This is a genomic window from Pseudomonas sp. R3-56, assembly GCF_051132075.1.
Taxonomy (GTDB): Bacteria; Pseudomonadota; Gammaproteobacteria; order Pseudomonadales; family Pseudomonadaceae; genus Aquipseudomonas.
In genome coordinates this window covers 5,088,439-5,111,364 of sequence record NZ_CP071657.1, presented here as the reverse complement: position 1 = coordinate 5,111,364, position 22,926 = coordinate 5,088,439, and the positions used below count along the sequence as shown (strand labels likewise).

Annotated in this window: 21 protein-coding genes; 14 read left to right on the top strand and 7 right to left on the bottom strand. The window is 61.5% G+C overall.

All coding sequences use genetic code 11. The features are described from left to right. Positions 1 to 51 precede the first annotated feature (51 nt). Positions 52 to 909, bottom strand: coding sequence for an ectoine/hydroxyectoine ABC transporter substrate-binding protein EhuB (gene ehuB, locus J3P96_RS23250; RefSeq protein ID WP_305496678.1), 858 nt, complete (start codon positions 907 to 909; stop codon positions 52 to 54). 289 nt (positions 910 to 1,198) lie between these two features. Here ehuB and J3P96_RS23245 point away from each other — a divergent pair, with 289 nt between their 5' ends. The 8 genes from J3P96_RS23245 to J3P96_RS23210 all read left to right on the top strand — a co-directional run bounded on the left by J3P96_RS23245 (position 1,199) and on the right by J3P96_RS23210 (position 10,822). Then, on the top strand, positions 1,199 to 2,593 hold the full coding sequence (locus tag J3P96_RS23245) for a PLP-dependent aminotransferase family protein (RefSeq protein ID WP_434625984.1): 1,395 nt from the start codon (positions 1,199 to 1,201) through the stop codon (positions 2,591 to 2,593). Positions 2,594 to 2,944: 351 nt separating this feature from the next. Next, positions 2,945 to 3,916, top strand: a complete 972-nt coding sequence (gene eutB, locus J3P96_RS23240; protein WP_434653625.1) for a hydroxyectoine utilization dehydratase EutB — start codon at positions 2,945 to 2,947, stop codon at positions 3,914 to 3,916. Between the two features lie 22 nt (positions 3,917 to 3,938). Then, the gene (locus tag J3P96_RS23235) at positions 3,939 to 4,931 is read left to right on the top strand and encodes a cyclodeaminase (RefSeq protein WP_434653624.1); all 993 of its coding nucleotides are present in this window, start codon (positions 3,939 to 3,941) and stop codon (positions 4,929 to 4,931) included. A 41-nt stretch (positions 4,932 to 4,972) separates the two neighbouring features. Then, a complete protein-coding gene (doeA, locus tag J3P96_RS23230) occupies positions 4,973 to 6,163 on the top strand; it encodes an ectoine hydrolase DoeA (RefSeq protein WP_434653623.1) in 1,191 nt (396 codons plus the stop codon). A gap of 3 nt (positions 6,164 to 6,166) precedes the next feature. Beyond that, positions 6,167 to 7,168 (top strand): N(2)-acetyl-L-2,4-diaminobutanoate deacetylase DoeB, encoded by a 1,002-nt coding sequence (gene doeB / locus J3P96_RS23225; protein ID WP_434653622.1) that lies wholly within the window; start codon positions 6,167 to 6,169, stop codon positions 7,166 to 7,168. 174 nt (positions 7,169 to 7,342) lie between these two features. After that, positions 7,343 to 7,822 carry an Lrp/AsnC family transcriptional regulator gene (locus J3P96_RS23220; protein WP_305496671.1) on the top strand — a complete coding sequence of 160 codons (480 nt, stop codon included), beginning with the start codon at positions 7,343 to 7,345 and terminating at the stop codon, positions 7,820 to 7,822. A 130-nt stretch (positions 7,823 to 7,952) separates the two neighbouring features. Beyond that, the gene (locus J3P96_RS23215; protein WP_434653621.1) at positions 7,953 to 9,440 is read left to right on the top strand and encodes an NAD-dependent succinate-semialdehyde dehydrogenase; all 1,488 of its coding nucleotides are present in this window, start codon (positions 7,953 to 7,955) and stop codon (positions 9,438 to 9,440) included. Beyond that, a complete protein-coding gene (locus J3P96_RS23210) occupies positions 9,437 to 10,822 on the top strand; it encodes an aspartate aminotransferase family protein (protein WP_434625971.1) in 1,386 nt (461 codons plus the stop codon). Before J3P96_RS23215 ends, J3P96_RS23210 begins: the two co-directional genes overlap by 4 nt. 254 nt (positions 10,823 to 11,076) lie before the next feature. Here the strand turns inward: J3P96_RS23210 and J3P96_RS23205 are convergent, their stop codons facing one another. Next, on the bottom strand, positions 11,077 to 11,514 hold the full coding sequence (locus tag J3P96_RS23205) for a YhcB family protein (RefSeq protein WP_305496666.1): 438 nt from the start codon (positions 11,512 to 11,514) through the stop codon (positions 11,077 to 11,079). Positions 11,515 to 11,662: 148 nt separating this feature from the next. Here J3P96_RS23205 and J3P96_RS23200 point away from each other — a divergent pair, with 148 nt between their 5' ends. From J3P96_RS23200 to zapE, 3 genes are all read left to right on the top strand, one after another. Next, positions 11,663 to 12,292, top strand: coding sequence for an alpha/beta hydrolase (locus J3P96_RS23200; protein WP_305501353.1), 630 nt, complete (start codon positions 11,663 to 11,665; stop codon positions 12,290 to 12,292). Positions 12,293 to 12,316: 24 nt separating this feature from the next. After that, positions 12,317 to 13,672 (top strand): tryptophan--tRNA ligase, encoded by a 1,356-nt coding sequence (locus J3P96_RS23195; RefSeq protein ID WP_434653620.1) that lies wholly within the window; start codon positions 12,317 to 12,319, stop codon positions 13,670 to 13,672. Positions 13,673 to 13,772: 100 nt separating this feature from the next. Further along, positions 13,773 to 14,867: a cell division protein ZapE gene (zapE, locus tag J3P96_RS23190; protein WP_305496664.1), complete on the top strand. Its 1,095-nt coding sequence runs from the start codon at positions 13,773 to 13,775 to the stop codon at positions 14,865 to 14,867. A gap of 86 nt (positions 14,868 to 14,953) precedes the next feature. On the opposite strand, the gene J3P96_RS23185 is transcribed toward zapE, so the two are convergent. The 4 genes from J3P96_RS23185 to J3P96_RS23170 all read right to left on the bottom strand — a co-directional run bounded on the left by J3P96_RS23185 (position 14,954) and on the right by J3P96_RS23170 (position 19,260). After that, on the bottom strand, positions 14,954 to 15,940 hold the full coding sequence (locus tag J3P96_RS23185; RefSeq protein WP_434653619.1) for an asparaginase: 987 nt from the start codon (positions 15,938 to 15,940) through the stop codon (positions 14,954 to 14,956). A 74-nt stretch (positions 15,941 to 16,014) separates the two neighbouring features. Then, entirely contained in the window at positions 16,015 to 17,211 is a 1,197-nt protein-coding gene (locus J3P96_RS23180) for a hypothetical protein (protein WP_434653618.1), read from the bottom strand. Between the two features lie 13 nt (positions 17,212 to 17,224). Next, positions 17,225 to 18,112, bottom strand: coding sequence for a nitrilase family protein (locus tag J3P96_RS23175; RefSeq protein WP_305496660.1), 888 nt, complete (start codon positions 18,110 to 18,112; stop codon positions 17,225 to 17,227). Positions 18,113 to 18,363: 251 nt separating this feature from the next. After that, entirely contained in the window at positions 18,364 to 19,260 is an 897-nt protein-coding gene (locus J3P96_RS23170) for a GlxA family transcriptional regulator (RefSeq protein ID WP_305501352.1), read from the bottom strand. A 244-nt stretch (positions 19,261 to 19,504) separates the two neighbouring features. Here J3P96_RS23170 and J3P96_RS23165 point away from each other — a divergent pair, with 244 nt between their 5' ends. Continuing rightward, the gene (locus tag J3P96_RS23165; protein WP_434653617.1) at positions 19,505 to 20,641 is read left to right on the top strand and encodes an acyl-CoA dehydrogenase family protein; all 1,137 of its coding nucleotides are present in this window, start codon (positions 19,505 to 19,507) and stop codon (positions 20,639 to 20,641) included. A 130-nt stretch (positions 20,642 to 20,771) separates the two neighbouring features. On the opposite strand, the gene J3P96_RS23160 is transcribed toward J3P96_RS23165, so the two are convergent. Beyond that, the gene (locus J3P96_RS23160; protein WP_198796609.1) at positions 20,772 to 21,812 is read right to left on the bottom strand and encodes an NADP(H)-dependent aldo-keto reductase; all 1,041 of its coding nucleotides are present in this window, start codon (positions 21,810 to 21,812) and stop codon (positions 20,772 to 20,774) included. A 245-nt stretch (positions 21,813 to 22,057) separates the two neighbouring features. Here J3P96_RS23160 and rplM point away from each other — a divergent pair, with 245 nt between their 5' ends. Together rplM and rpsI are read left to right on the top strand one after the other, a co-directional pair. Next, entirely contained in the window at positions 22,058 to 22,486 is a 429-nt protein-coding gene (gene rplM / locus J3P96_RS23155; protein WP_003205365.1) for a 50S ribosomal protein L13, read from the top strand. A 14-nt stretch (positions 22,487 to 22,500) separates the two neighbouring features. Further along, on the top strand, positions 22,501 to 22,893 hold the full coding sequence (gene rpsI / locus J3P96_RS23150; RefSeq protein ID WP_003228056.1) for a 30S ribosomal protein S9: 393 nt from the start codon (positions 22,501 to 22,503) through the stop codon (positions 22,891 to 22,893). Positions 22,894 to 22,926 lie beyond the last annotated feature (33 nt).

The window sequence follows — 22,926 nt, the reverse complement described above, 5'->3', positions numbered from 1 at the left end:
GAACAGGCATCACGCGTACGCGTCATGCCCGTTTCGGCACGCCAGTGTCGATTACGGCTGAGCGCAGAGCTCGGCCGCGGTCTTGCTGGTGACGTTGGACTTGTCGAAACCGAATGGCGCGACGGCCTTGAGATGTTCCTCCGAGCCCAGCCACTTCTTCAACTCGGCGTTGACCGCGTCGCGCAGGTCCTTGTCCTCGGGCCGGAAGGCCAGGGCGCCGTAGCCAATGTGGGACGGGTCGTCCTTGAACTCGGTCATCGCCTCGACTTTGTCGCCGCCCTTGCTGGCCAGGCCTTTCATGGTCAGTTGTGTGCCGACGGCGGCATCGGCGCGACCGGCGCGCACCGCTTGCAGTTGCGCCGTAGTGTCGGGAACCTGGAGGATCTGTTCGTCCTTGACCCCCGAGTCGCGGGCGTAAGCGAGGTTGACCGTACCGGCCATGATCGCCAGCTTCACGTCCGGTTGCTTGGCGATGTCTTCGTAGCTGTGGAGCTTTTTCGGGTTGCCCTTGGCCACGAGCAGGGCGTCGGGCAACTGGTACTGTGGGTCGGTGAACAACACTTGCTTGCACCGCGCCGGGGTGATGTACATGCCGGCGGCAATCACGTCGAAACGCCCAGCGCGCAGGCCCGGAATCAGCGAGCCCCATTCGGTGAGCACCCCATTGACCTGCTTGATGCCCATCCTGGCGAAGATGATCTTGGCGATCTCCGGCGATTCGCCGGTCACGCTGCCGTCGGTTTCGGTGAACGCAAACGGCGTTTCGTTGGCGTAGCCGATGCGGATGCTGCTGTTGCTTTTGACGGTATCCAGGGTGGCCGCTTGAACGCTGCCGGCCAGGCCGAGCGCGGCACACGTCAACAAGAGGCGGCGCAGGGGCGTGCAGCTGCTGGTTGGAAAATTGCTCATCGATAAAATCTCCTGTTTCTTGTGGATCCGTCGCTGGACGGTTCTGTGTTAGGAGGCAGTGTGGCAAGAGCAAAGCGTACAGCGGCGGATCCGGGCGGGGCCTGAGTCGGTAACAGCGCCGGTACAGGTCGATCCGGCTTTTTGTCGGGGGCAGTGTGCCCGCCTGGATGACGACCTTGGACCGAGCATACAAAAGCCCCGGCGCCGATTGTATTGCACTAGGACAATTGCTTTGCCGCGAAGCCCGAGCAATGCTGGGCGCACCAGTACACAGGCGGGTCGCAGCGTTATGGATAAGTGGAAGTCAGCCTTGGACGTCGCCCGCAGCGGTGAATCCAAATACAAGATTCTGGTCCAGGCGATCGCCGACGACATCGAGCAGGGCATCCTCGCCAACGACCAGCGCCTGCCGCCGCAACGGCAAGTGGCCGACGCCATGGGCATCAGCGTGCAGACCGTCACCAACGCCTACAAGGAACTGGAGCGCCAGGGGCTGGTGCGTTGCGAAGTAGGGCGCGGCAGTTTCGTTTCGCGGCGCATGAGCGACCGGGTCGCCACTTACATACTCGACAGTCCCGAGCGGGCGCTGGTGGATTTTTCCATCACGCGGATCCTGCACACTCGCGAGCATGATCAGTTCTGGCGCGACACCTGCGCCGAGTTGAGCACCGAAGAGGATCAGCCATGGATTCATGCGTTTCGTCCGATTGCGGGGTTTGAATCCCATCGCGAAGCGGCGGCGCAATGGATCGGCCGGCAGGGGCTGAAGGTCGACCGCAACGACGTCTTGATTACCAACGGCGCGGCCCATGGCATCTTCCTCGCCCTGGCTTCCCTGGCCGGTCCCGACGATGTAGTGCTCTGCGAGGGGCTGACCGACCACGGTGTGATCGGCAATTCCCAGGTGCTGGGTTTCACCCTCAAGGGCCTGGACACCGACCGCCACGGCATTGATCCCGAGCATTTCGAGGACATGTGCAGCAACGAGCGCATCACCGCGCTGGTGTGCACACCCAACCTCAATAACCCCACCACCAGCCTGATGCCCGACACCCGCCGCCGGGAAATCGCCGAGATTGCCCGGCGCTTCGGCGTGCACATCATCGAAGACGATGTCTACGGGCCGTTGCTGGACGAGCGCCGGGCGCCGCCCATCAGCCATTACCTGCCGGAGCTGTCGTTCTACTGCACGAGCATGACCAAGTCAGTGCTCACGGGCTTGCGCATCGGTTACCTGGTGGTGCCCAAGCGCCTGGCGCTGCGCACCGAGAGCATCCTGCGGGTGAACAGTTGGATGGCCACGCCGATGGTCTCGGAGATCGCCGCTCGCTGGATCCGCGACGGGCGCGCCGACTCGTTGTTGCATTTACAACGGCGCCTGTTGGCCGGGCGCCAGGCGATGGTCACCGAGTACATGGGCGAGCACGTCTTGGCCCAGCATCCCCATGCCTTGAATGCTTGGATCGGCATCCCGCCCCACTGGGAAGTCGACAGCCTGGTGCGGGCGCTGCGCCACAAGCACATCGCCGTCACGTCCCCCGACCCGTTCACCGTGCGCGGCACACCGCGGCCACGGGCGGTGCGGGTCTGCGTTGGCGCCGAATGCAGCGATGAAGAAATGCGCCATGCATTGATCGGCATGCGGCAGATCTTCAACCAGTATCCGCAGATTCATGATTTTTGATAACGCGAACAAAAATCCCGTGGGAGCGAGCCTGCTCGCGAAGGCGGCAGCACATCCAGCATTGATGTGACGGGTAGACCGCTTTCGCGAGCAGGCTCGCTCCCACAAGGGGATTTTCTGCAGCCTCTGAATCTGGGCACGCCACAGTCCAAACTGTGGGAGCGAGCCTGCTCGCGAAGGCGGCAGCACATCCAGCATTGATGTGACGGGTAGACCGCTTTCGCGAGCAGGCTCGCTCCCACAGGGATCTGTAGTGACTTTGGAACTTCATCACTAAATTGCCCTAGTACATTCATCAGCACAATCCGGCCCTCTTAGACTGCGCCCAACACATCGGCTCGGGACGCGGTCATGACAGGGTTGCAGCTTCAGGACATCTACCTCGCTCGCCAGCGCATCGAGTCGCTGGTGCGGCGCACGCCCATGGAGTACTCCGCCAGCCTGTCGCGATTGATCGGCGTGCCCGTATACCTCAAGTTGGAATCCCTGCAAATCACCGGCAGCTTCAAGCTGCGTGGCGCCAGCAATGCCGTGGCGCAACTCAGCGCGGAGCAGAAGGCGTCAGGCGTGGTGACGGCCTCGACCGGTAACCATGGTCGGGCACTGGCCCATGCCGCATCGCAACAAGGGGTCAAGGCGATTGTCTGCCTGTCGAACCTCGTGCCGGCCAACAAAGTGCAGGCGATCCGCGATCTGGGCGCCGAGGTGTGCATTGTCGGCCAGTCCCAGGACGACGCCCAGCGCGAGGCCGAGCGCATCGCCCGCGAGCAGGGCGCGAGCTTCCTGCCGCCGTTCGATCATCCCGCAATCATCGCCGGCCAGGGCACCCTTGGCCTGGAGATCCTCGAACAGCAAGCGGATGTGGCCCAGGTGCTGGTGCCATTGTCCGGCGGCGGCCTGTTCGCCGGTGTGGGCCTGGCCCTGAAAAGCGCCAATCCAGCCATTCAAGTCCACGGCATCAGCATGGCGCGAGGCGCCGCGATGCACACCAGCCTCGCCGCCGGCCAGCCGCTGGAAGTCGAAGAGCTGCCGACCCTGGCGGACTCTCTTGGCGGCGGCATCGGCCTGGACAACCGCTACACCTTCGCCATGACCCGGCAGTTGGCCGATGACGTGCACCTGCTCTCGGAAATCTCGATCGCCAATGCCCTGCGCCACGCCTATCACCACGAACGCCTGGTGCTCGAAGGTGCCGCCGTGGTGGGCATCGCGGCGTTGCTCGACGGCCTGGTCGAACCGCGCGGACCGATCGTGGTGGTGGTCAGCGGGCGCAACGTCGACACCGAACAACATGCCCGCGTGATCGCCGGCGCCAACGCCTGATAACCCGTTAACGGAGCCTGTCATGAGTGAAGTCACCCTATTGAGCGAGGCCGACCTGCGCAGTTGCGTGGCCCTCGACCTGGCCAGCATCGACGCCATCGAGCAGGCCTTCGTGCTGCTGGCCACCGCGGCCGTGGCGATGCCGCCGATCCTGCGGCTGGACATTCCCGAGCACAACGGCGAAGTGGATGTGAAGACCGCTTACCTGCCGGGCCTGGAGCGCTTCGCCATCAAGGTCAGTCCGGGTTTCTTCGACAACCCCAAGCTCGGCCTGCCCAGCCTCAACGGCATGATGATGCTGCTCTCGGCACGTACCGGTCTGCTGGACGCGCTGCTGCTCGACAATGGCTACCTCACCGCCGTGCGCACCGCCGCGGCCGGGGCGGTGGCGGCGCGTTGCCTGTCTCGCGAGCAAAGCCGCAGCGTGGCGTTGATCGGGGCCGGCGAGCAGGCGGCGTTGCAGCTTCAGGCGCTGCGCCTGGTGCGGCCGATCGACGAGGTGCGGGTCTGGGCGCGGGATGCACAAAAGGCCAAGGCGTTCAGTGATGGACTGGCCCGTGACAGCGGACTTGCCGTCACGCCCTGCAGCTCCATTGACGCTGCCCTGGAGGGCGTGGATATCGCGATCACCTGCACGCCCAGCCGCGAGCCACTGATCGAGCCCCGCCACTTGCACCCCGGCCTGCACATCACCGCGATGGGCTCGGACGCGGAGCACAAGAACGAAATTTCCCCACAGGCCCTGGCAGCCGTCGACTGCTATGTCGCCGATCGCCTCAGCCAGACCCGCGTGCTCGGCGAACTGCACCATGCCTTGGCGGCCGGCTTTGTCCGTGACGACCTGGATTTGATGGAACTCGGGCAAGTGCTGGCGGGCCAGCAGCCCGGGCGCTCCGATGCAACGCAGGTAACGCTTTGCGACCTGACCGGCACCGGCGCCCAGGACACCGCCATCGCCAATCTGGCGTTCGAGCGGGCGAGGGCGGCAGGCAAGGGTTTCGCGTTCGGTCGTTGAATCGATTTGTTTATTCGTGTCATTGAACAGAGGGCAGGTGGATGTCAGAGATAGTCGTCAATCTTCCGTTCCAGCGGGAGGAATACGCCCAGCGCCTGGCAAAGGTTCGCGCGGCGATGCAGGCCCAAGGCCTGGAGCTGTTGCTGGTCACCGATCCGTCGAACATGGCCTGGCTCACCGGCTATGACGGTTGGTCGTTCTATGTGCACCAGTGCGTGCTGCTGGCGCTGGACGGCGAGCCGGTGTGGTTCGGGCGTGGCCAGGATGCCAACGGAGCGAAGCGCACGGTGTTCATGCAGGCCGACAACATCGTCGGCTACCCGGACATCTACGTGCAGTCCCGCGAGCGTCATCCCATGGACTACCTGTCCCGCGAGGTGATCATTGCCCGTGGTTGGGGCGCGCTGAGCATCGGCGTGGAAATGGACAACTACTACTTCAGCGCCGCCGCGTACCTGTCGCTGCAAAAGCACCTGCCCGAGGCGAAGCTGGTGGACGCGGTGGGCCTGGTGAACTGGCAGCGCGCGGTCAAGTCGCCGCAGGAAATCGCCTACATGCGCATCGCCGCACGCATCGTCGAGAACATGCACAGCCGGATCCTCGAACGCATCGAGCCGGGCATGCGCAAGAATGAACTGGTGGCTGAGATCTACAGCAGCGGCATCCTCGGTGCCGACGGCCATGGCGGCGATTACCCGGCCATCGTGCCGCTGCTGCCCACCGGTGCCGACGCCAGCGCACCGCACTTGACCTGGGATGATTCGCCGTTCGAAAAAGGCGCTGGCACCTTCTTTGAAATCGCCGGCTGCTACAAGCGTTACCACTGCCCGCTGTCGCGCACCATTTACCTGGGCAAGCCGCCGCAGCATTTCCTCGACGGCGAAAAAGCCGTGGTCGAGGGCATCGCCGCTGGCCTGGACGCGGCCAAGCCGGGCAACACCACCGGCGACATTGCCGTGGCGTTTTTCAAGGTGCTGGAAAAGTTCGGCATCCACAAGGACAGCCGTTGCGGCTACCCCATCGGCATCAGTTATCCGCCGGATTGGGGCGAGCGCACCATGAGCCTGCGCCCCGGCGACAACAGCGTGTTGCAGCCGGGCATGACCTTCCACTTCATGCCGGGGCTATGGATGGACGATTGGGGCCTGGAAATCACCGAGAGCATCCTGATCACCGAGACCGGCGTCGAGACGCTGTGCAACGTGCCCCGTCAACTGTTCGTGAAGGATTGAGCCATGCGCGAATTGCCCAGCAATCCCATCAGCGCCACGGTCGACTTCAGCCGCGAGGGTGTGCAGCACGGTTTTCTCAAGCTGCCGTATTCGCGGGACGATTCGGCATGGGGCGCGGTAATGATCCCCATCACCGTGATCCAGCGCGGCAGCGGCCCGACCGCGCTGCTCAGCGGTGGCAACCACGGCGACGAATACGAAGGCCCGGTGGCCCTGAGCAAACTGGCCCAGCAGTTGAGCGCCGAAGACGTCAGCGGGCGGATCATCATCTTGCCGTTCATGAACACCCCGGCGTTCCGTGCCGGACGCCGGACTTCGCCCATCGACAAAGGCAACCTGAACCGCAGTTTTCCCGGCAAGCCGGACGGCACCGTCACCGAGAAAATCGCCGACTATTTCAACCGCACCCTGCTGCCGTTGGCTGACATTGTGCTGGACATTCATTCCGGTGGGCGAACCCTGGATTTCCTGCCATTCGCCGCCTGCCACGTATTGCCGGACAAACAGCAACAGGCGCGTTGCGAGGCCGCGATGCTGGCGTTCAACGCGCCGTATTGCATGCGCATGCTGGAGCTGGATGCCGGGTCGATGTACGACACGGCGGCGGAGTCCCAGGGCAAGGTGTTTGTTACTACCGAGCTGGGCGGCGGCGGTTCGTCCACCGCCCGCAGCGTGGCGATTGCCGAGCGCGGGGTGCGCAACCTGTTGATCCACGCCGGCATCCTGCGGGGTGCGATCGAGTTGCAGCCGTCGGTGATGCTCGACATGCCGGACGCCAGTTGCTTCGTTGCCAGCGAGCATGACGGCTTGCTGGAAATGTGTCGCGACCTCGGCGAAAGCGTGACCCAGGGAGAAGTGGTGGCGCGCATCCACGACGCCGCCCGCAGTGGCGTCGCCCCGGTTGAATACCGCGCCGCCCGCAGCGGCCTGCTGGCGGCGCGGCACTTTCCCGGGCTGGTGCAGTGTGGCGATACGCTGGTGGTGATTGCGGATGTGTTGGCTTGATACCCCTCAACTGACACATACACACCCTGTGGCGAGGGAGCTTGCTCCCGCTGGGGCGCGCAGCGGCCCTGATCTTCAGGCCAAAAGCGACGACTGCTTCGCAGCCGAGCGGGAGCAAGCTCCCTCGCCACAGGGGACGGTATGATTTTCTGATTTGCCTGGAGAGCCCGGCCCATGCACAAGCTCGATCGCTATGACCTGAAAATCCTGCAGATCCTCGCCGAGGACGGGCGGATCACCAAGTCGAGCCTCGCCGAGGCGATCAATCTTTCAGTGACGCCGGCCTGGGAGCGGGTGCGCAAACTCGAGGCGGCGGGGCTGATCATCGGCTACCGGGCGCAGATCGACTGGGGCGCGGTGTTCAAGCGCCAGCAGGTACTGGTGGAAATCACCCTGGCCCGGCACACCGCCCAGGACATGCGCCGTTTCGAGCAACGCCTGCTCGCCGCGCCCGAAGTGGTGTTCTGCTACGCCACCGGCGGCGGTGTGGATTACCTGGCGATGATCCAGGCGCCGGACGTCGATTCGTATCAGCGCTTCGTTGATCAACTGTTGCTTGAAGACCTCGGCATCGAACGCTACTTCACCTACATCGTCACCAAGACCATCAAGACCGTCGGCGCCTTGCCGGCGGAGCTCACACCGTCATCCTGAACACCGCAGAAAACATTTTCCGGCAGGGTATTTCCAGAAAAAAACCAAGGTCTGGGCCCGTGCAAACAGCCGATAACAAAAGCGCAGCAGCCCTAGCATGGATTCACGCAAACGGTCTGGAGTGAACGTCATGCCTTATCAACACCCGCTGCTGTTCAAAGCGCTTTGCTACATCGATGGCCATTGGGTCCACAGCGACAGCGGCCAGAGCATCGCGGTGCAGAATCCAGCAACCCGCACGGTTATCGGCCATGTGCCGATGCTCGATCAACCTCAGATCGTTGCGGCGGTGGACGCGGCGCATCGCGCGTTCCCCGCATGGCGCGAGCAGAGCCTGGAGATTCGCGGCGCGATGCTGCGGCGCTGGGCGGCGTTGATCAGCGAGCACAGCGAAGACCTCGCGCGAATTCTCAGCCTGGAGCAGGGCAAGCCGCTGGCCGAGTCCCGTGGCGAAATCGCCTATGCCGCAAGTTTCATCCCGTGGTTCGCCGAGGAGGCCCGGCGCCTCTACGGCCAGAACATTCCCAGTCATATCCCGAACGCTCATTTGGGCACGGTCAAGGAACCAGTGGGCGTCTGTGCACTGCTCACACCCTGGAACTTCCCCTCGGCGATGATCACCCGCAAGGCCGCTGCCGCGCTGGCGGCCGGATGCACCGTGGTGGTCAAGCCGGCCCATGAAACGCCTTACTCAGCGTTGGCCCTGGCGCAACTGGCCGAGGAAGCGGGCTTTCCTGCCGGCGTCTTCAACGTGGTATTGGGCGAGCCGCAGATGACCATGGAGACCCTGGTCAAGGACCGCCGCGTGCGTTCGGTGAGTTTCACCGGCTCGACCCGGGTCGGCAAACTGGTGCTGCAATCAGCGGCCCATGACGTGAAAAAAGTCGCGCTGGAGCTGGGCGGCAATGCGCCTTTCATTGTCTGCGCGGATGCCGACCTGGCCTTGGCAGTCAAAGTCGCTGTCGAGGCGAAATTCCAGACCTCGGGTCAGGATTGCTGCGCGGCCAACCGGATCCTGGTGCAGCGCCCGGTGTATCAGGCGTTTCTCAGTCGTTTCGCCGCCGCGGTGCGCGCCTTGCGGGTCGGGCCGGCGCTGGTTGATCAGCAGGAGCAGGCGGTGGATGTCGGGCCGTTGATGCATCAGGCGGCGCTCGATGCGACCGCCGACCGCGTCGCCGATGCGCTGGCCCTTGGCGCCCAACGCCTGGCCGGTGGCGAGGCCCATGCTCTGGGCGGGTTGTTCTACCAACCGACCGTGCTGGCCGACGTCACGCCGAAGATGCGCATCTACCGTGAAGAGAACTTCGCGCCCATCGCCGGGGTGATGCCGTTCGACACCCTGGACGAAGCCATCGAACTGGCCAACGACACCGAATACGGACTGGCCGCCTATATTTGCTCCAATCGCCTGGATGTCATTTATCCACTGATCCGTCGTCTCGACCACGCCATGGTCGCCGTCAACGGCGTCAAGTTCACCGGTCATCCGATTCCCTTCGGCGGCATGAAAGCCTCGGGCCTCGGCCGCGAGGGCGGCACCGAGGGCTTCGAGCCCTTCGTCGAAACCAAATACTTTTGCCTGCACCATCAAGGCCAATTCCCAGGAGAGCCCGCATGAGCCAAGAACTCAACACGCTGTTCGAACAAGACCGTGCGCATTTCATGCACCCCTCGACCCACGCCCACGACCACGCCAGCGGGGCGCTCAAGGGGCGCATCATCAAGAGCGCGTCGGGCATTCGCATACGCGATCACGAGGGGCGTGATTTCATCGACGCGTTCGCCGGGCTCTATTGCGTGAATATCGGTTATGGCCGTACCGAAGTGGCCGATGCCATCTACAAACAGGCCAAGGAACTGGCCTACTACCACACCTATGTCGGTCATTCGAGCGAGGCGATCATCGAACTGTCCAGCCGCATCATGGACTGGGCGCCGACGGGGATGAAGAAGGTCTATTACGGGCTGTCCGGCTCCGATGCCAACGAAACCCAGATCAAACTGGTGCGTTACTACAACAACGTACTCGGCCGGCCGCAGAAGAAAAAAATCATCTCCCGTGATCGTGGCTACCATGGCTCGGGCATCATGACCGGCAGCCTGACCGGGCTGCCGGCGTTCCACCAGCATTTCGACCTGCCGGCCGAAGGGGTCAAGCACACCGTGTGCCCGCACTGGTATCGCAAGGCCCCGGCGGGCATGGACGAAGCAACGTTCGTGCGTTATTGCGCCGATGAACTGGAAAAAATGATCCTCGCCGAGGGCCCGGACACGGTGGCAGCGTTCATCGGCGAACCGGTGATGGGCACCGGTGGCATCATCGTTCCGCCCGCCGGTTATTGGGCTGCGATCCAGGCCGTGCTGAACAGATACGACGTGCTGTTGATCGCCGATGAGGTGGTCTGCGCGTTTGGTCGCCTGGGTTCGAAGATGGGCAGCCAGCGCTATGGCATGCAGCCGGACCTGATCACCACGGCCAAGGGACTGACCAGCGCCTACGCGCCGTTGTCGGCGGTGATCATCGGTGAAAAGGTCTGGAGCGTGATCGAAAAAGCCTCCCAGGCCGAAGGTGCGATGGGCCATGGCTGGACTTACTCCGGACACCCGATCTGCGCGGCGGCGGCCCTGGCCAATCTGGATATCCTCGAAAGGGAAAACCTCATGGCCAACGCCGAAGACGTCGGTGGTTACCTCAACCGGCGTTTGCGCGAAACCCTCGAAGGCCATCCGCTGGTGGGCGAAGTGCGCGGTGACGGCATGCTGGCGGCGGTGGAGTTCATGGCCGATCGTGAACAGCGTACGGCGTTCGACCCGGCACTCAAGGTCGGCCCCAAGGTCTCGGCCGCCTGCCTGGAACGCGGAATGATCGCCCGCGCCATGCCCCACGGCGACATCCTGGGCTTCGCTCCGCCGCTGATCCTGACCCGCGAAGATGCCGACCTGATCGTCGACATCACCAAAGGGGCCATCGACCAGGTGGCGGAGGAAGTGTTGGCTTGAGCTGAGTGAATAATTCTTCAGGACCCTGTATCCCGTGGCGAGGGAGCTTGCTCCCGCTGGGCTGCGAAGCGGCCCCAAAACCAGGCAACTCGGTGTGCCAGGAAAATCGAGTTCGCTGCTACAAGGGCCGCTTCGCGACCCAGCGGGAGCAAGCTCCCTCGCCACAGGTGGTCAAAATTGAATAGGGGGAATTGGAAGCAATAAAAAGCCCGCCCGATCATGCGATCGGGCGGGCTTTTTGGTGTTGCTGGAAATTACTTCTTCAAACCGTAATGCTCATCCAGCATCCCTGGGGAGTTCGGGGCCTTGGGGGCGTAGTCCCGTGGCGGTTCCTGGATCCCTTTGGGCGGGGTCAGGCGCTCCCGTGGCGTCTGCGCCGTGTCGGCTTGCAGGGCGGCCAGCAGGCGCTGGCGCGTCTGCTCGTCCAGGGCCAGGCGGTTGGCGCCCTCGGACAGATGATCCTGGACTTCCTGGTAGCTCTGGGTGAGCTTTTTCACCAGGGAAGCGGTGCTGTTGAAGTGGGTTACCACTTCATTCTGGTAACTGTCGAAACGTTCCTGGATGTCGTCGAGCTGACGTTGGGTGCTGTTGGGCACCGCGTTAGGCAGCAGTCGGGCAATCAGGAAACCAATGGCGACACCGGCAACCAGGGCAAGAGTCGGCAACAGCCAAACTAAGAGCGAGTGTTCCACGAGTCCTTCCTCTATAAACGGCTTTGCTTTACGTTAACGGCTCGGACCTGCGCTGTATACCGCGAAGAACATCGCAATCATGCCAGGCACAGACTTTTAGCTAGACGAGTCGACCCTATTCGGGGTCACGGAGTTCTTTCCCTTGCTTATGCGCGAAACCCCTGTAGTCATCGATGGCCCGGTCGGCCAACTGGAAGCCTTGTACCTGGACAGCGAAGCGCCCCGTGGCCTGGCGCTGATCTGCCACCCCAACCCGGTACAGGGCGGGACCATGCTCAACAAAGTGGTCTCGACCCTGCAGCGTACCGCCCGCGACGCTGGCCTGGTTACGTTGCGTTTCAATTATCGCGGCGTCGGCGCCAGTGCCGGTAGCCATGACATGGGCACCGGCGAAGTGGACGATGCCCAGGCCGCGGCCGCCTGGTTGCTGGAAAAATACCCGCAGCTGCCCCTGACCCTGTTTGGTTTTTCCTTCGGCGGCTTCGTCGCCGCCACCCTTGGCGGACGCCTGGAAGCCCAAGGCCAGGCGCTCAAGCACCTGTTCATGGTTGCTCCGGCGGTAATGCGCCTGGATGCACAAGCGCCCCTGCCGACCAGCGGCGAATTGACCGTGATCCAGCCGGAAACCGACGAAGTGGTCGATCCCCAACTTGTCTACACATGGTCCGACGCGCTCCAGCGCCCCCATGAGCTGCTGAAAGTGGCAGAATGCGGACACTTTTTTCATGGCAAGCTGACTGATCTAAAGGATCTGCTCCTGCCGCGCCTCTCGAATTGACAGCAGTCTGACAAGCGATAACCCATGACGACTCGTACCCGTATCCTGACCGGCATCACCACCACCGGCACCCCGCACCTGGGCAACTACGCCGGCGCCATCCGTCCGGCGATCCTCGCCAGCCGCGAAAGCCATGCCGATTCGTTCTATTTCCTGGCCGATTACCACGCTCTGATCAAATGTGATGACCCGCTGCGCATCCAGCGCTCGCGCCTGGAAATCGCCGCGACCTGGCTGGCCGGTGGCCTGGATGTGGACCGCGTGACGTTCTATCGCCAGTCCGATATCCCTGAAATCCCGGAACTGACCTGGCTGCTGACGTGCGTCGCCGCCAAGGGCCTGCTCAACCGTGCCCACGCCTACAAGGCGTCGGTGGACAAGAACGTCGAGACCGGCGAAGACCCGGACGCCGGCGTCACCATGGGCCTCTACAGTTACCCGATCCTCATGGCGGCCGACATCCTGATGTTCAACGCCCACAAGGTGCCGGTCGGTCGCGACCAGATCCAGCACGTGGAAATGGCGCGGGACATCGGTCAGCGCTTCAACCACCTGTTCGGCAAGGGCAAGGAGTTCTTCACCATGCCTGAGGCGCTGATCGAGGAAAGCGTCGCCACGCTGCCGGGCCTCGATGGCCGCAAGATGTCCAAGAGCTACGACAACACCATTCCGTTGTTCAGCAGCGCCAAGGACATGAAGGACGCGATCTCGCGGATCGTCACCGACTCGCGCGCGCCGGGCGAAGCCAAGGACCCGGACAACTCGCACCTGTTCACGCTGTTCCAAGCCTTCGCCACTGCCGAGCAGTCCGCCGCGTTCCGTAGCGAACTGCTGCAAGGCCTGGGTTGGGGCGAGGCGAAGAGTCGTCTATTCCAACTGCTCGACGACCAGTTGGGTGAAGCGCGCGAGCGGTACCACCAGTTGATCGAACGCCCGGCGGACCTTGAAGACATCCTGCAACTGGGCGCGAAAAAAGCCCGGGCCGTAGCAACGCCGTTTCTCAATGAACTGCGCGAGGCAGTTGGCCTGCGGTCCTTCGTCAGCCAGGTGCAAGTGGCAACGCAGACCAAAAAGAAAGCGGCCAAGGCTGCGCGCTTCGTCAGCTTCCGCGACGATGACGGCAGTTTCCGCTTCCGCCTGCTTTCTGCCGATGGCGAGCAGTTGTTGCTTTCGAACAACTTCGCCGACGGCAAGACCGCTGGCCAGGTGACCAAGCAATTGCAATCCGGCCAGCCCTTGGACGTGCGCAGCGATGAACTGAGTTTCAGCGTCTGGCTCGACGGCGAATGCGTGGCCCACAGCCCGGCCTTTGCCGACAGTAGCGCCCGAGACGCGGCCATCGATGCGTTGCGCGTGGCACTGACGCCTGCCCAGGATTGATTGAAGGCGTTTCCGACCATCGGCCCGAATAAGGGCCGATTGCCATTCCTCTGGGCCATCGCTACAGTGACGGCCCGTTTTTGTTGCCTTGCTAACGAATATGACGCCCCTAGAACGATATCAAGCTGATCTGAAACGCCCGGAATTCTTCCACGACGCAGCCCAGGAAACGGCCGTGCGGCATTTGCAGCGCCTGTACGACGACCTGGTTGCCGCGTCGAACAACAAGCCGGGCTTGTTGGGCAAACTGTTCGGCAAAAAGGACCAGACACCGGTCAAGGGCCTGTACTTCTGGGGTGGCGTCGGCCGTGGCAAGACTTACCTGGTGGACACCTTCTTCGAAGCGTTGCCCTTCAAGGAAAAGACCCGGACGCACTTTCACCGTTTCATGAAGCGTGTGCACGAGGAAATGAAGACCCTGGGTGGCGAAAAGAACCCGCTGACCCTCATCGCCAAGCGCTTCGCCGCCGAGACGCGGGTGATCTGCTTCGATGAGTTTTTCGTTTCCGACATCACCGACGCCATGATCCTTGGCACGCTGATGGAAGAACTGTTCAAGAACGGCGTGACCCTGGTCGCCACCTCGAACATCGTCCCCGACGGCCTGTACAAGGACGGTCTGCAACGGGCGCGCTTCCTGCCGGCGATCAAGCTGATCAAGGAGCACACCGAAATCGTCAACGTCGACAGCGGCGTGGACTATCGGCTGCGTCACCTCGAGCAAGCGGAGCTGTTCCATTTCCCGCTGGATGCCGCCGCTGAAGAAAGCTTGCGCAAGAGCTTCCGCGCCTTGACGCCGGAATGCACCCAGGCAGTGGAAAACGATGTGCTGATCATCGAAAACCGCGAAATCCGTGCGATCCGCACCTGCGACGACGTGGCCTGGTTCGACTTCCGTGAACTGTGCGACGGCCCCCGCAGCCAGAACGACTACATCGAGCTGGGCAAGATCTTCCACGCCGTGCTGCTCAGCGGCGTCGAGCAGATGAGCGTCACCACCGACGACATCGCCCGCCGTTTCATCAATATGGTCGACGAATTCTACGACCGCAACGTGAAGCTGATCATCTCGGCTGAAGTCGAGCTCAAGGACCTCTATACCGGCGGTCGCCTGAACTTCGAATTCCAGCGGACCCTCAGTCGCCTGCTGGAGATGCAATCCCACGAATTCCTATCGCGGGCGCATAAACCGTAATACAACTGCAGCACAAACCCGTGGCGAGGGAGCTTGCTCCCGCTGGGCTGCGCAGCAGCCCTCCGCCGATCCGGTCTAGGCAACCCTCAATACTGCAAAAGCCTCAGATAGCGAGCCAGGTCATCTTGTCGCTGGCAACCGAGCAGCAGCCACAAGAGAATCCTCGATTTTCGTGGGCAGACAAAACCAGCCATCGAAGCACCTCTTTTAACCAGATCCATCTCGCCGCCCTTGAAGCCGTAAGTCGAGCGAGCCGTTGGGCCGCAATCGCAGCGAGTCGCAACAATGACCGGGATTTTTCTGGCAATGGCGTCAATTTTTCCAGCCCAGGTTTCAGAAATGTGCCCAGCACCGAAACCGGCGATCACCAGCCCGTCGTAACCCAGCGCGAGAACATTCTCCAGCAACAGGCTGTCGGCAGACAGCGACGCTTGTAATAACGCAACCTTGTGCGTCGAGCGCTGTGGCAACGGCAAGACGTGGCGCTGGCGTGGAGGGTGGAAATAGTGAACGTCACCTTCCAGTAACAGGCCTGCCGGACCTACGACGGGCGAAGAAAAAGCCTGCAGTGCCATCGAATCGGTTTTGCGAACCGCCTGCGCCGAATGAATCTGTCCGTTCATGACCACCTGAACACCACGTCGCCAACTGCTCTCGGCCAGGCCGACCTGGCAGGCATCCAGCAGATTGCCCGGTCCGTCGGCGCCTGTCTGGGCTGCGGAACGCATCGCTCCAGTAAGCACCAGAGGTTCGTCGTGGTCCCACAAGAGATCGAAAAATGCGGCGGATTCCTCCAGCGTGTCGGTGCCCTGAGTGAGGACAACCGCCACCGCACCTAGCTCGATCTGAGTGTTCGCCCAGCGCAGGACACTCAATAAATGCTCGAAACTCAATGAGGCGCTGGGCAACAGTTGGAGCGTTTCGACAGTGACGCGGGCCAGGGTTCTCAATTCGGGTACCGAAGCCAGCAGGGTTGCGCCGCTGACGGTCGGGACCACTCCTTCTCCGAAGACCCGGGCCTGCATGCTCACGGTGCCGCCGAGTGAAGCGATGCTCAGGTTGGGCAAGTCCATGTGATACCTCGCTTGCTTGTAATAAATGGCTGCAACCGCCTACCGGTCGAGATGCAGCCGTGAAGGTGGATAGCTCAGTTGGCTATCAGGCGTCCGATGACCGGAATGATGAGCAAGGTACTGATGGCCATGGACAGGACATTCGCAATGAAACCGTGCATGTCGGTGGGCAGTCTTTTGGCAATCGCACACGCCAGCGGTGGCGCCACAAGTGCGCCTAGCAAGGCGCTGGAGACAATCACCGGCCAACTGCCGCCGTAGGTCAGAACCGCGGCAGGCACGACCGATACCAGCGGGATATAGGTGGGATACCAGCCTCGCAACCTCCACTGTCGACGCCAGATCATCACGCCCAAGGCCGAGGTCAGCGCTTGCGCACCGATCAGTTGCGGCAGCAAGCCCGAGCCGTAGACCGGGCTCATCGGGTTCAAGGCATAGGCCAGCAAGGCGCCCGATATCAGCCCAAGGCTGGCCCACTCATTGCCGAAGAACGGCGCTTCGGAGAAATCCGCCAAGACTCGGCGCAGGCTCCAGACGACACCGTAGTCGGGTGCACGGCTGGGCGTGGGCCTTGATGGCGTTTCGGATGGTTTCATTGAGACCTGCGAGCTCACCAGGCTTGGCACATAACGACAGAGCAGGAATGCCATGACGCTGGCGACAGCCATCCCCGAGACGTTGCCGATCACTGCCGGCAAACCCAGTGGATTGCAGACGTAATTGACCAGCAACAAGCACGCCGGGGTAACCAGCAATGCACCCATGACTGCGCCATTGATCGCGACTTTCCAGCCACCGCCAAACATCAGCACCATCGCCGCCGGCAATGAAACGAATGCGGCAAAGGTCGGTTGCCAGGCGGTGGCCGTAACGGTCCAGCCCCATAACAGGTTGCTGAGCAGGAGCCCAAGCAGTGAGCTGGCGACGACCCACGGCCACAGGCCGCTGCCGTAGCAGATGGAAAAACCTTGCCAGGCCTTTCCCGTTTCATTGGCCCGGTATGCCAGGTATGCCCCCGCCAGCAGTCCGATGGATGCAAATTCATGCTTATAAAAGGCGACTTCGCTGATGTCTCCCACCACCCAGCGTAGCCATGAGGTTGGCTGTGGCAAATTCGACACCATGTGGCCGTAGTCGGGCCAGGAGGCGAGGCTCATGAAAGAAAGCCAGAAGACCAGCGACAGCGCGCCGAGCATCAACAGGATCACTGCAAGATCCAGCGGTGAACGAGCGGTATGCCGGCGTTGACGTTTTTCGTTTGTGGATTCCATTGGATAAACCCCCTCAGCGCGGCAGGAGAGGGTGCTGGGTATAACCAAGCATCGGATCGTAGAGATCCGAACGCCGATCACGGTGCAGGTCGTTCAGGTTGTTCCAGATGGCGGCGCTACGGGAACTGGTCAGGTCGATGTCGGCGAACAGCACTTCCTGCTGGTCGGCGGAGGCCACCGCGCCAATCGGCCAACCGTTAGTACCCGCGATCAGCGAGCAGCCCAGATAGCGGGCGCCGCGTTCTTCGCCGATGCGGCTTGCCGCCGCAATGAATACATTATTGACATGGGCTGCCGTCATGGTCAGGTATGACGCCATGCACTTGCCTGCGTCATCAAACAGCGGTGGGGGCGTCCAGACCCAGTTGTTCAGGCTGCAGATGATGTCCGCGCCTTGCTGGGTCAGGATTCGCGGCACTTCCGGAAACCAGATGTCCCAGCAGATCAGCATTCCGATGCGGCCTATCGGGGTTTCGAACACTGGAAAACCCAGGTCCCCTGGTGTGAACCAGAGTTTCTCCAGGTTCCACAAATGGGCTTTTCGGTACTTGCCAATAAAACCGTCTGGCCCCAACAGAACACCGGTGTTGAAAAGCCGCATGCCCTCGCGCTCTGTCAAGCCGGCCACCAGGTAAATCTTGTGCTGGCGGGCGAAGTCCTTCCAGGCCTGCACGCTCGGCCCGTTAGGGACCAATTCGGAGTGTTCGAACGCATCCTGTCGGTTGCTGAAAAAATAACCGGTATTTGACAGCTCGGGCAGAACGATGAGATTCGCTCCGCCGTTTACCGCCTCCAACGCCAGCGCAAGGCTGTGATGCAGGTTCTGCTCATGATTCCTTACGCCGACCTGAGGGTCGAATTGCACAACCGCTACGCGGACAGGACTGGTTGGCTCGCTCATTCAAGAAACCTCTTTTTATTTTTATTCACGCTGTTTAATGGCGTGTTTATAAGAGGCGAAACGGGCGTGGAGCGTAAGTCAGCCGTTTCCGTGTGGTTTGTAGGGCATCTCCCAAGATGAATGAGCGGAAATCAAAAATGGGAGCGAGCCTGCTCGCGAAGAGGCGGGCATGTTCAGCAACCCTGCAAGCTGACACACCGCCTTCGCGAGCAGGCTCGCTCCCACAATGGAATTTGCGTTCAGCGGCGTGCTCACGCCGCCTGCTGGAATTGCTGCCGGTACTGGTTCGGTGACAGGTCGGTGTGCTGCCGGAACAGGCGTGCGAAAAAGCTCGCGTCGTCGTAGCCGACTTCATAGCTGATCGTCTTGATGCTCTTGCGGCTGCCGGACAGCAGGCCCTTGGCGGTTTCTATCCGCAGGCGTTGCAGGTAGTGCAAGGGCTTGTCGCCGGTGGCGGTCTGGAAGCGGCGCATGAAATTGCGGATGCTCATGCCGTGCTCCCGGGCAACGTCCTCGAAGCGGAACTTGTCGGCGAAATGCTCCTCCAGCCATTGCTGGATCTGCAGGATGATCACGTCCTGATGCAGTTTCTGCCCGCCAAAGCCGATGCGTCCCGGCGAATAGTTGCGTTGCACTTCATACAGGATGTCCCGCGCCACGGCCTGGGCGACGTTGGCGCCGCAGAAGCGTTCGATCAAGTAGATGTAAAGGTCGCAGGCCGACGTGGTGCCGCCGGCGCAGAACAGATTGTCGGCGTCGGTCAGGTGCTTGTCCTGGTTCAGGTGCACCTGAGGGAAACGCTCCTTGAAGGCATTGAAGAAGCGCCAGTAGGTGGTGGCTTCCTTGCCGTCGAGCAGCCCGGCCTCGGCCAGCCAGAATACTCCGGTGGCTTCGCCGCAGAGCACCGCACCGCGAGCGTGTTGTTCGCGCAGCCAGGGCAGGACCTGGGGATAACGTTGGCAGAGCGTGGCAAAGTCATCCCAGAACGCAGGCAGGATGATCACATCGGTATTTTCGAGGCCACCGTCCACCGGCATGAGCACATCGCTGAAGCTGTTGACTGGCTTGCCGTCAGGGCTGACCAGCCGGGTTTCGAACGCTGGGGTCAGGCCGTGGCCAAGCTGTTTGCCGTAGCGCAGGCTGGCCAGGTGGAAAAAATCCTTGGCTTGCATGAGGGTGGAAGCGAAAACCCGGTCGACTGCCAGGATGCTGACGCGCCGCAAGGGCGTGGAGGCGTGCATGGACATAACTCATCTTTATTTTTATAGGGGAAAGTGGTCACCAGACGGCTGGATCGTCTTATTTTTTGTCGGATGTGTCCAGTGTCCTCTCATACGCCGCAGGCTTAGGCTCTGTCGGATAACCACACCCAACAATAACCAAAGGTGCGCCATGATCCCCAGAACCCTGTTCAGTCCCGAGCACGAGTTGTTTCGCGACACCGTACGAACCTTCCTTGAAAAAGAAGCCGTGCCGTACCACAGCCAGTGGGAAAAACAGGGGCACATCGATCGCCAACTCTGGAACAAGGCCGGGGAGGCGGGGATGTTGTGCTCGCATCTGCCGGAGGCCTACGGCGGGCTGGAAGCGGATTTTCTCTACAGCACGGTGGTGATCGAGGAAATCGGCCGCCTGGGGCTGACCGGGATCGGTTTCTCGTTGCATTCCGATATCGTTGCGCCTTACATCCTGCATTACGGCAGCGAAGCGTTGAAGCATAAATACCTGCCGAGACTGGTGTCCGGCGAAATGGTCACGGCCATCGCCATGACCGAGCCGGGCGCCGGTTCCGACCTGCAAGGCGTGAAGACCACGGCAGTGCTCGACGGCGATGAATACGTGATCAACGGCTCCAAGACGTTCATTACTAATGGCTTCCTGGCCGACCTGGTTATTGTCGTCGCCAAGACCGACCCGAAGGCGGGGGCCAAAGGCACCAGCCTGTTCCTGGTGGAGGCGGGCACGCCGGGCTTTGAAAAAGGCAAGCGCCTGGAGAAAGTCGGAATGAAGGCCCAGGACACGTCGGAGCTGTTCTTCCAGGATGTCCGCGTGCCGAAGGAAAATCTGCTGGGCCAGGCCGGAATGGGCTTCGCCTACCTGATGCAGGAACTGCCTCAGGAGCGCCTGACCGTCGCCATCGGTGGCCTGGCCTCGGCCGAAGCGGCGCTGCAATGGACGCTGGATTACACCCGTGACCGCAAGGCGTTCGGCAAATCCATCGCGGATTTCCAGAACACCCGCTTCAAACTGGCGGAAATGGCCACCGAGATCCAGATCGGCCGGGTCTTTGTCGACCGCTGCCTGGAGCTTCATCTGCAGGGCACGCTCGATGTACCGACGGCGGCGATGGCCAAGTACTGGGGCACCGACCTGCAATGCAAGGTGCTCGACGAATGCGTGCAGTTGCATGGCGGCTACGGTTTCATGTGGGAATATCCGATCGCCCGGGCGTGGGCGGATGCGCGGGTGCAGCGGATCTATGCGGGGACCAACGAAATAATGAAGGAAATCATTGCGCGGTCGCTTTGATTATTGCGTTGGATGTCAGATCGCTTTCGCGAGCAGGCTCGCTCCCACATGGGTTTTGTGTCGATCGCAATGTAGCGGTCAGACAAAAAGCCAGTGTGGGAGCCTGCTCGCGAAGGGGCCTATGAATCAATCAAGGCGCCGGATTCGGCTGGTCCTTGTGAATCGCCTCGATTCCCGCCAGCACTTCATCCGACAGCTTCAGGTCGAAGCTGGCGATGTTGCTGTCCAGTTGCTCCAGCGTGGTGGCGCCGATGATGTTGCTGGTCACGAACGGCTGCTGGGTAACAAATGCCAGGGCCATCTGCGCCGGGTCCAGGCCGTGTTCGCGGGCCAGTGCCACATAGCGGCTGCAGGCGGCTTCCGATTGCGGGTTGAAGTAACGCATGAAGCGGCTGTACAGCGTCAGGCGGCCCTTGGCGGGCCGTGCGCCGTTTTCGTATTTGCCCGACAGGAAACCGAACGCCAGGGGCGAATAGGCCAGCAGGCCGCATTGCTCTCGAATGGCGATTTCCGCCAGGCCGATTTCGAAGCTGCGATTGAGCAGGTTGTACGGGTTCTGGATCGACACCGCGCGAGGCCAACCGCGGGCTTCGGCCAGGGCGAGGAATTTCATGGTGCCCCACGGCGTCTCGTTGGACAGGCCTATATGGCGGATCTTGCCGGCCCGGACCTGTTCGTCCAGGGCTTCGAGGGTTTCCTCCAGAGGAGTGAAATCCTCGTCGGCCTTGTGCGTGTAGCCCAATTGGCCAAAGAAATTGGTGCTGCGCTCCGGCCAGTGCAGTTGGTACAGGTCGATCCAGTCGGTCTGCAGGCGCTTGAGGCTGGCGTCCAGCGCTTCGACGATGTGGCGGCGGTTGTGCTTGAGATTCTTGTCGCGGATATAGTCGATGGTATTGCCCGGGCCGGCGATCTTGCTGGCCAGGATCCAGTCGGCGCGGTCGCCACGGCTCTTGAAATAATTGCCGATATAACGCTCGGTGGTGGCGTAGGTCTCGGCCTTCGGCGGCACGGGGTACATCTCGGCGGTGTCGAGGAAATTGATCCCGGCACCCTTGGCGCGTTCAATCTGGGCGAACGCCTCTGCCTCGCTGTTCTGCTCGCCCCAGGTCATGGTTCCGAGGCACAAGGCGCTGACATTCAGATCGGTACGGCCTAGCTTGCGATAGTCCATCAGGGACTCCTTGGGCAAAACAATCATAAAAGCAGGTTGAAATATTTTTCGCAATCTGCATAATTGCGCACCTCTTTCTGCAGTGGAAGTGATGCGCCGCCGCCGAAGAATCTTGCCGTTGAACGGACGCGCCGACCCGAGCCCCCGAAAGCGTCTGTATCCGGCTGCCTTTGACTTGTCAAAGTACGCACTATTCAGTAAGATCCGCCGTCTAATTTACAGGGCGGCCCCTGAGGCTATAAAGAATGAAAACTTTTACTGCTAAACCGGAAACAGTAAAGCGCGACTGGTTTGTCGTCGACGCTGCTGGTCAGACCCTGGGTCGTCTGGCCACCGAAATCGCGAGCCGTCTGCGTGGCAAGCACAAGCCTGAGTACACCCCTCACGTTGACACCGGTGACTACATCGTCGTGATCAATGCCGAGCAAGTACGTGTTACTGGCGCTAAAACCACTGACAAAATGTACTACTCCCACTCCGGTTTTCCTGGCGGCATCAAGTCGATCAACTTCGAAAAGCTGATCGCCAAAGCCCCTGAGCGCGTGATCGAGACCGCGGTTAAAGGCATGCTGCCTAAAAACCCACTGGGTCGCGACATGTATCGTAAGCTGAAGGTTTATGCGGGCGCTGCTCACCCTCATACTGCTCAGCAGCCCCAAGAACTGAAGTTTTAACGGAATAGTTCATTATGTCGGCGACTCAAAATTACGGCACTGGCCGTCGCAAGACTGCAACCGCACGCGTTTTCCTGCGTCCGGGTACTGGCAACATCTCCATCAACAACCGCTCCCTGGATAACTTCTTCGGCCGCGAAACTGCCCGCATGGTAGTTCGTCAGCCGCTGGAACTGACCGAGACCGTCGAGAAGTTCGACATCTACGTCACCGTTATCGGTGGTGGTGTAAGTGGCCAGGCTGGCGCAATCCGCCACGGCATCACTCGCGCCCTGATGGATTACGACGAAACTCTGCGCAGCGCCCTGCGTAAAGCTGGCTTCGTAACTCGCGATGCTCGCGAAGTAGAACGTAAGAAAGTCGGTCTGCGTAAAGCGCGTAAGCGTCCGCAGTACTCGAAGCGTTAATTTCGCTTCCGCGTTCAAAAGGCGCCCAGTTCC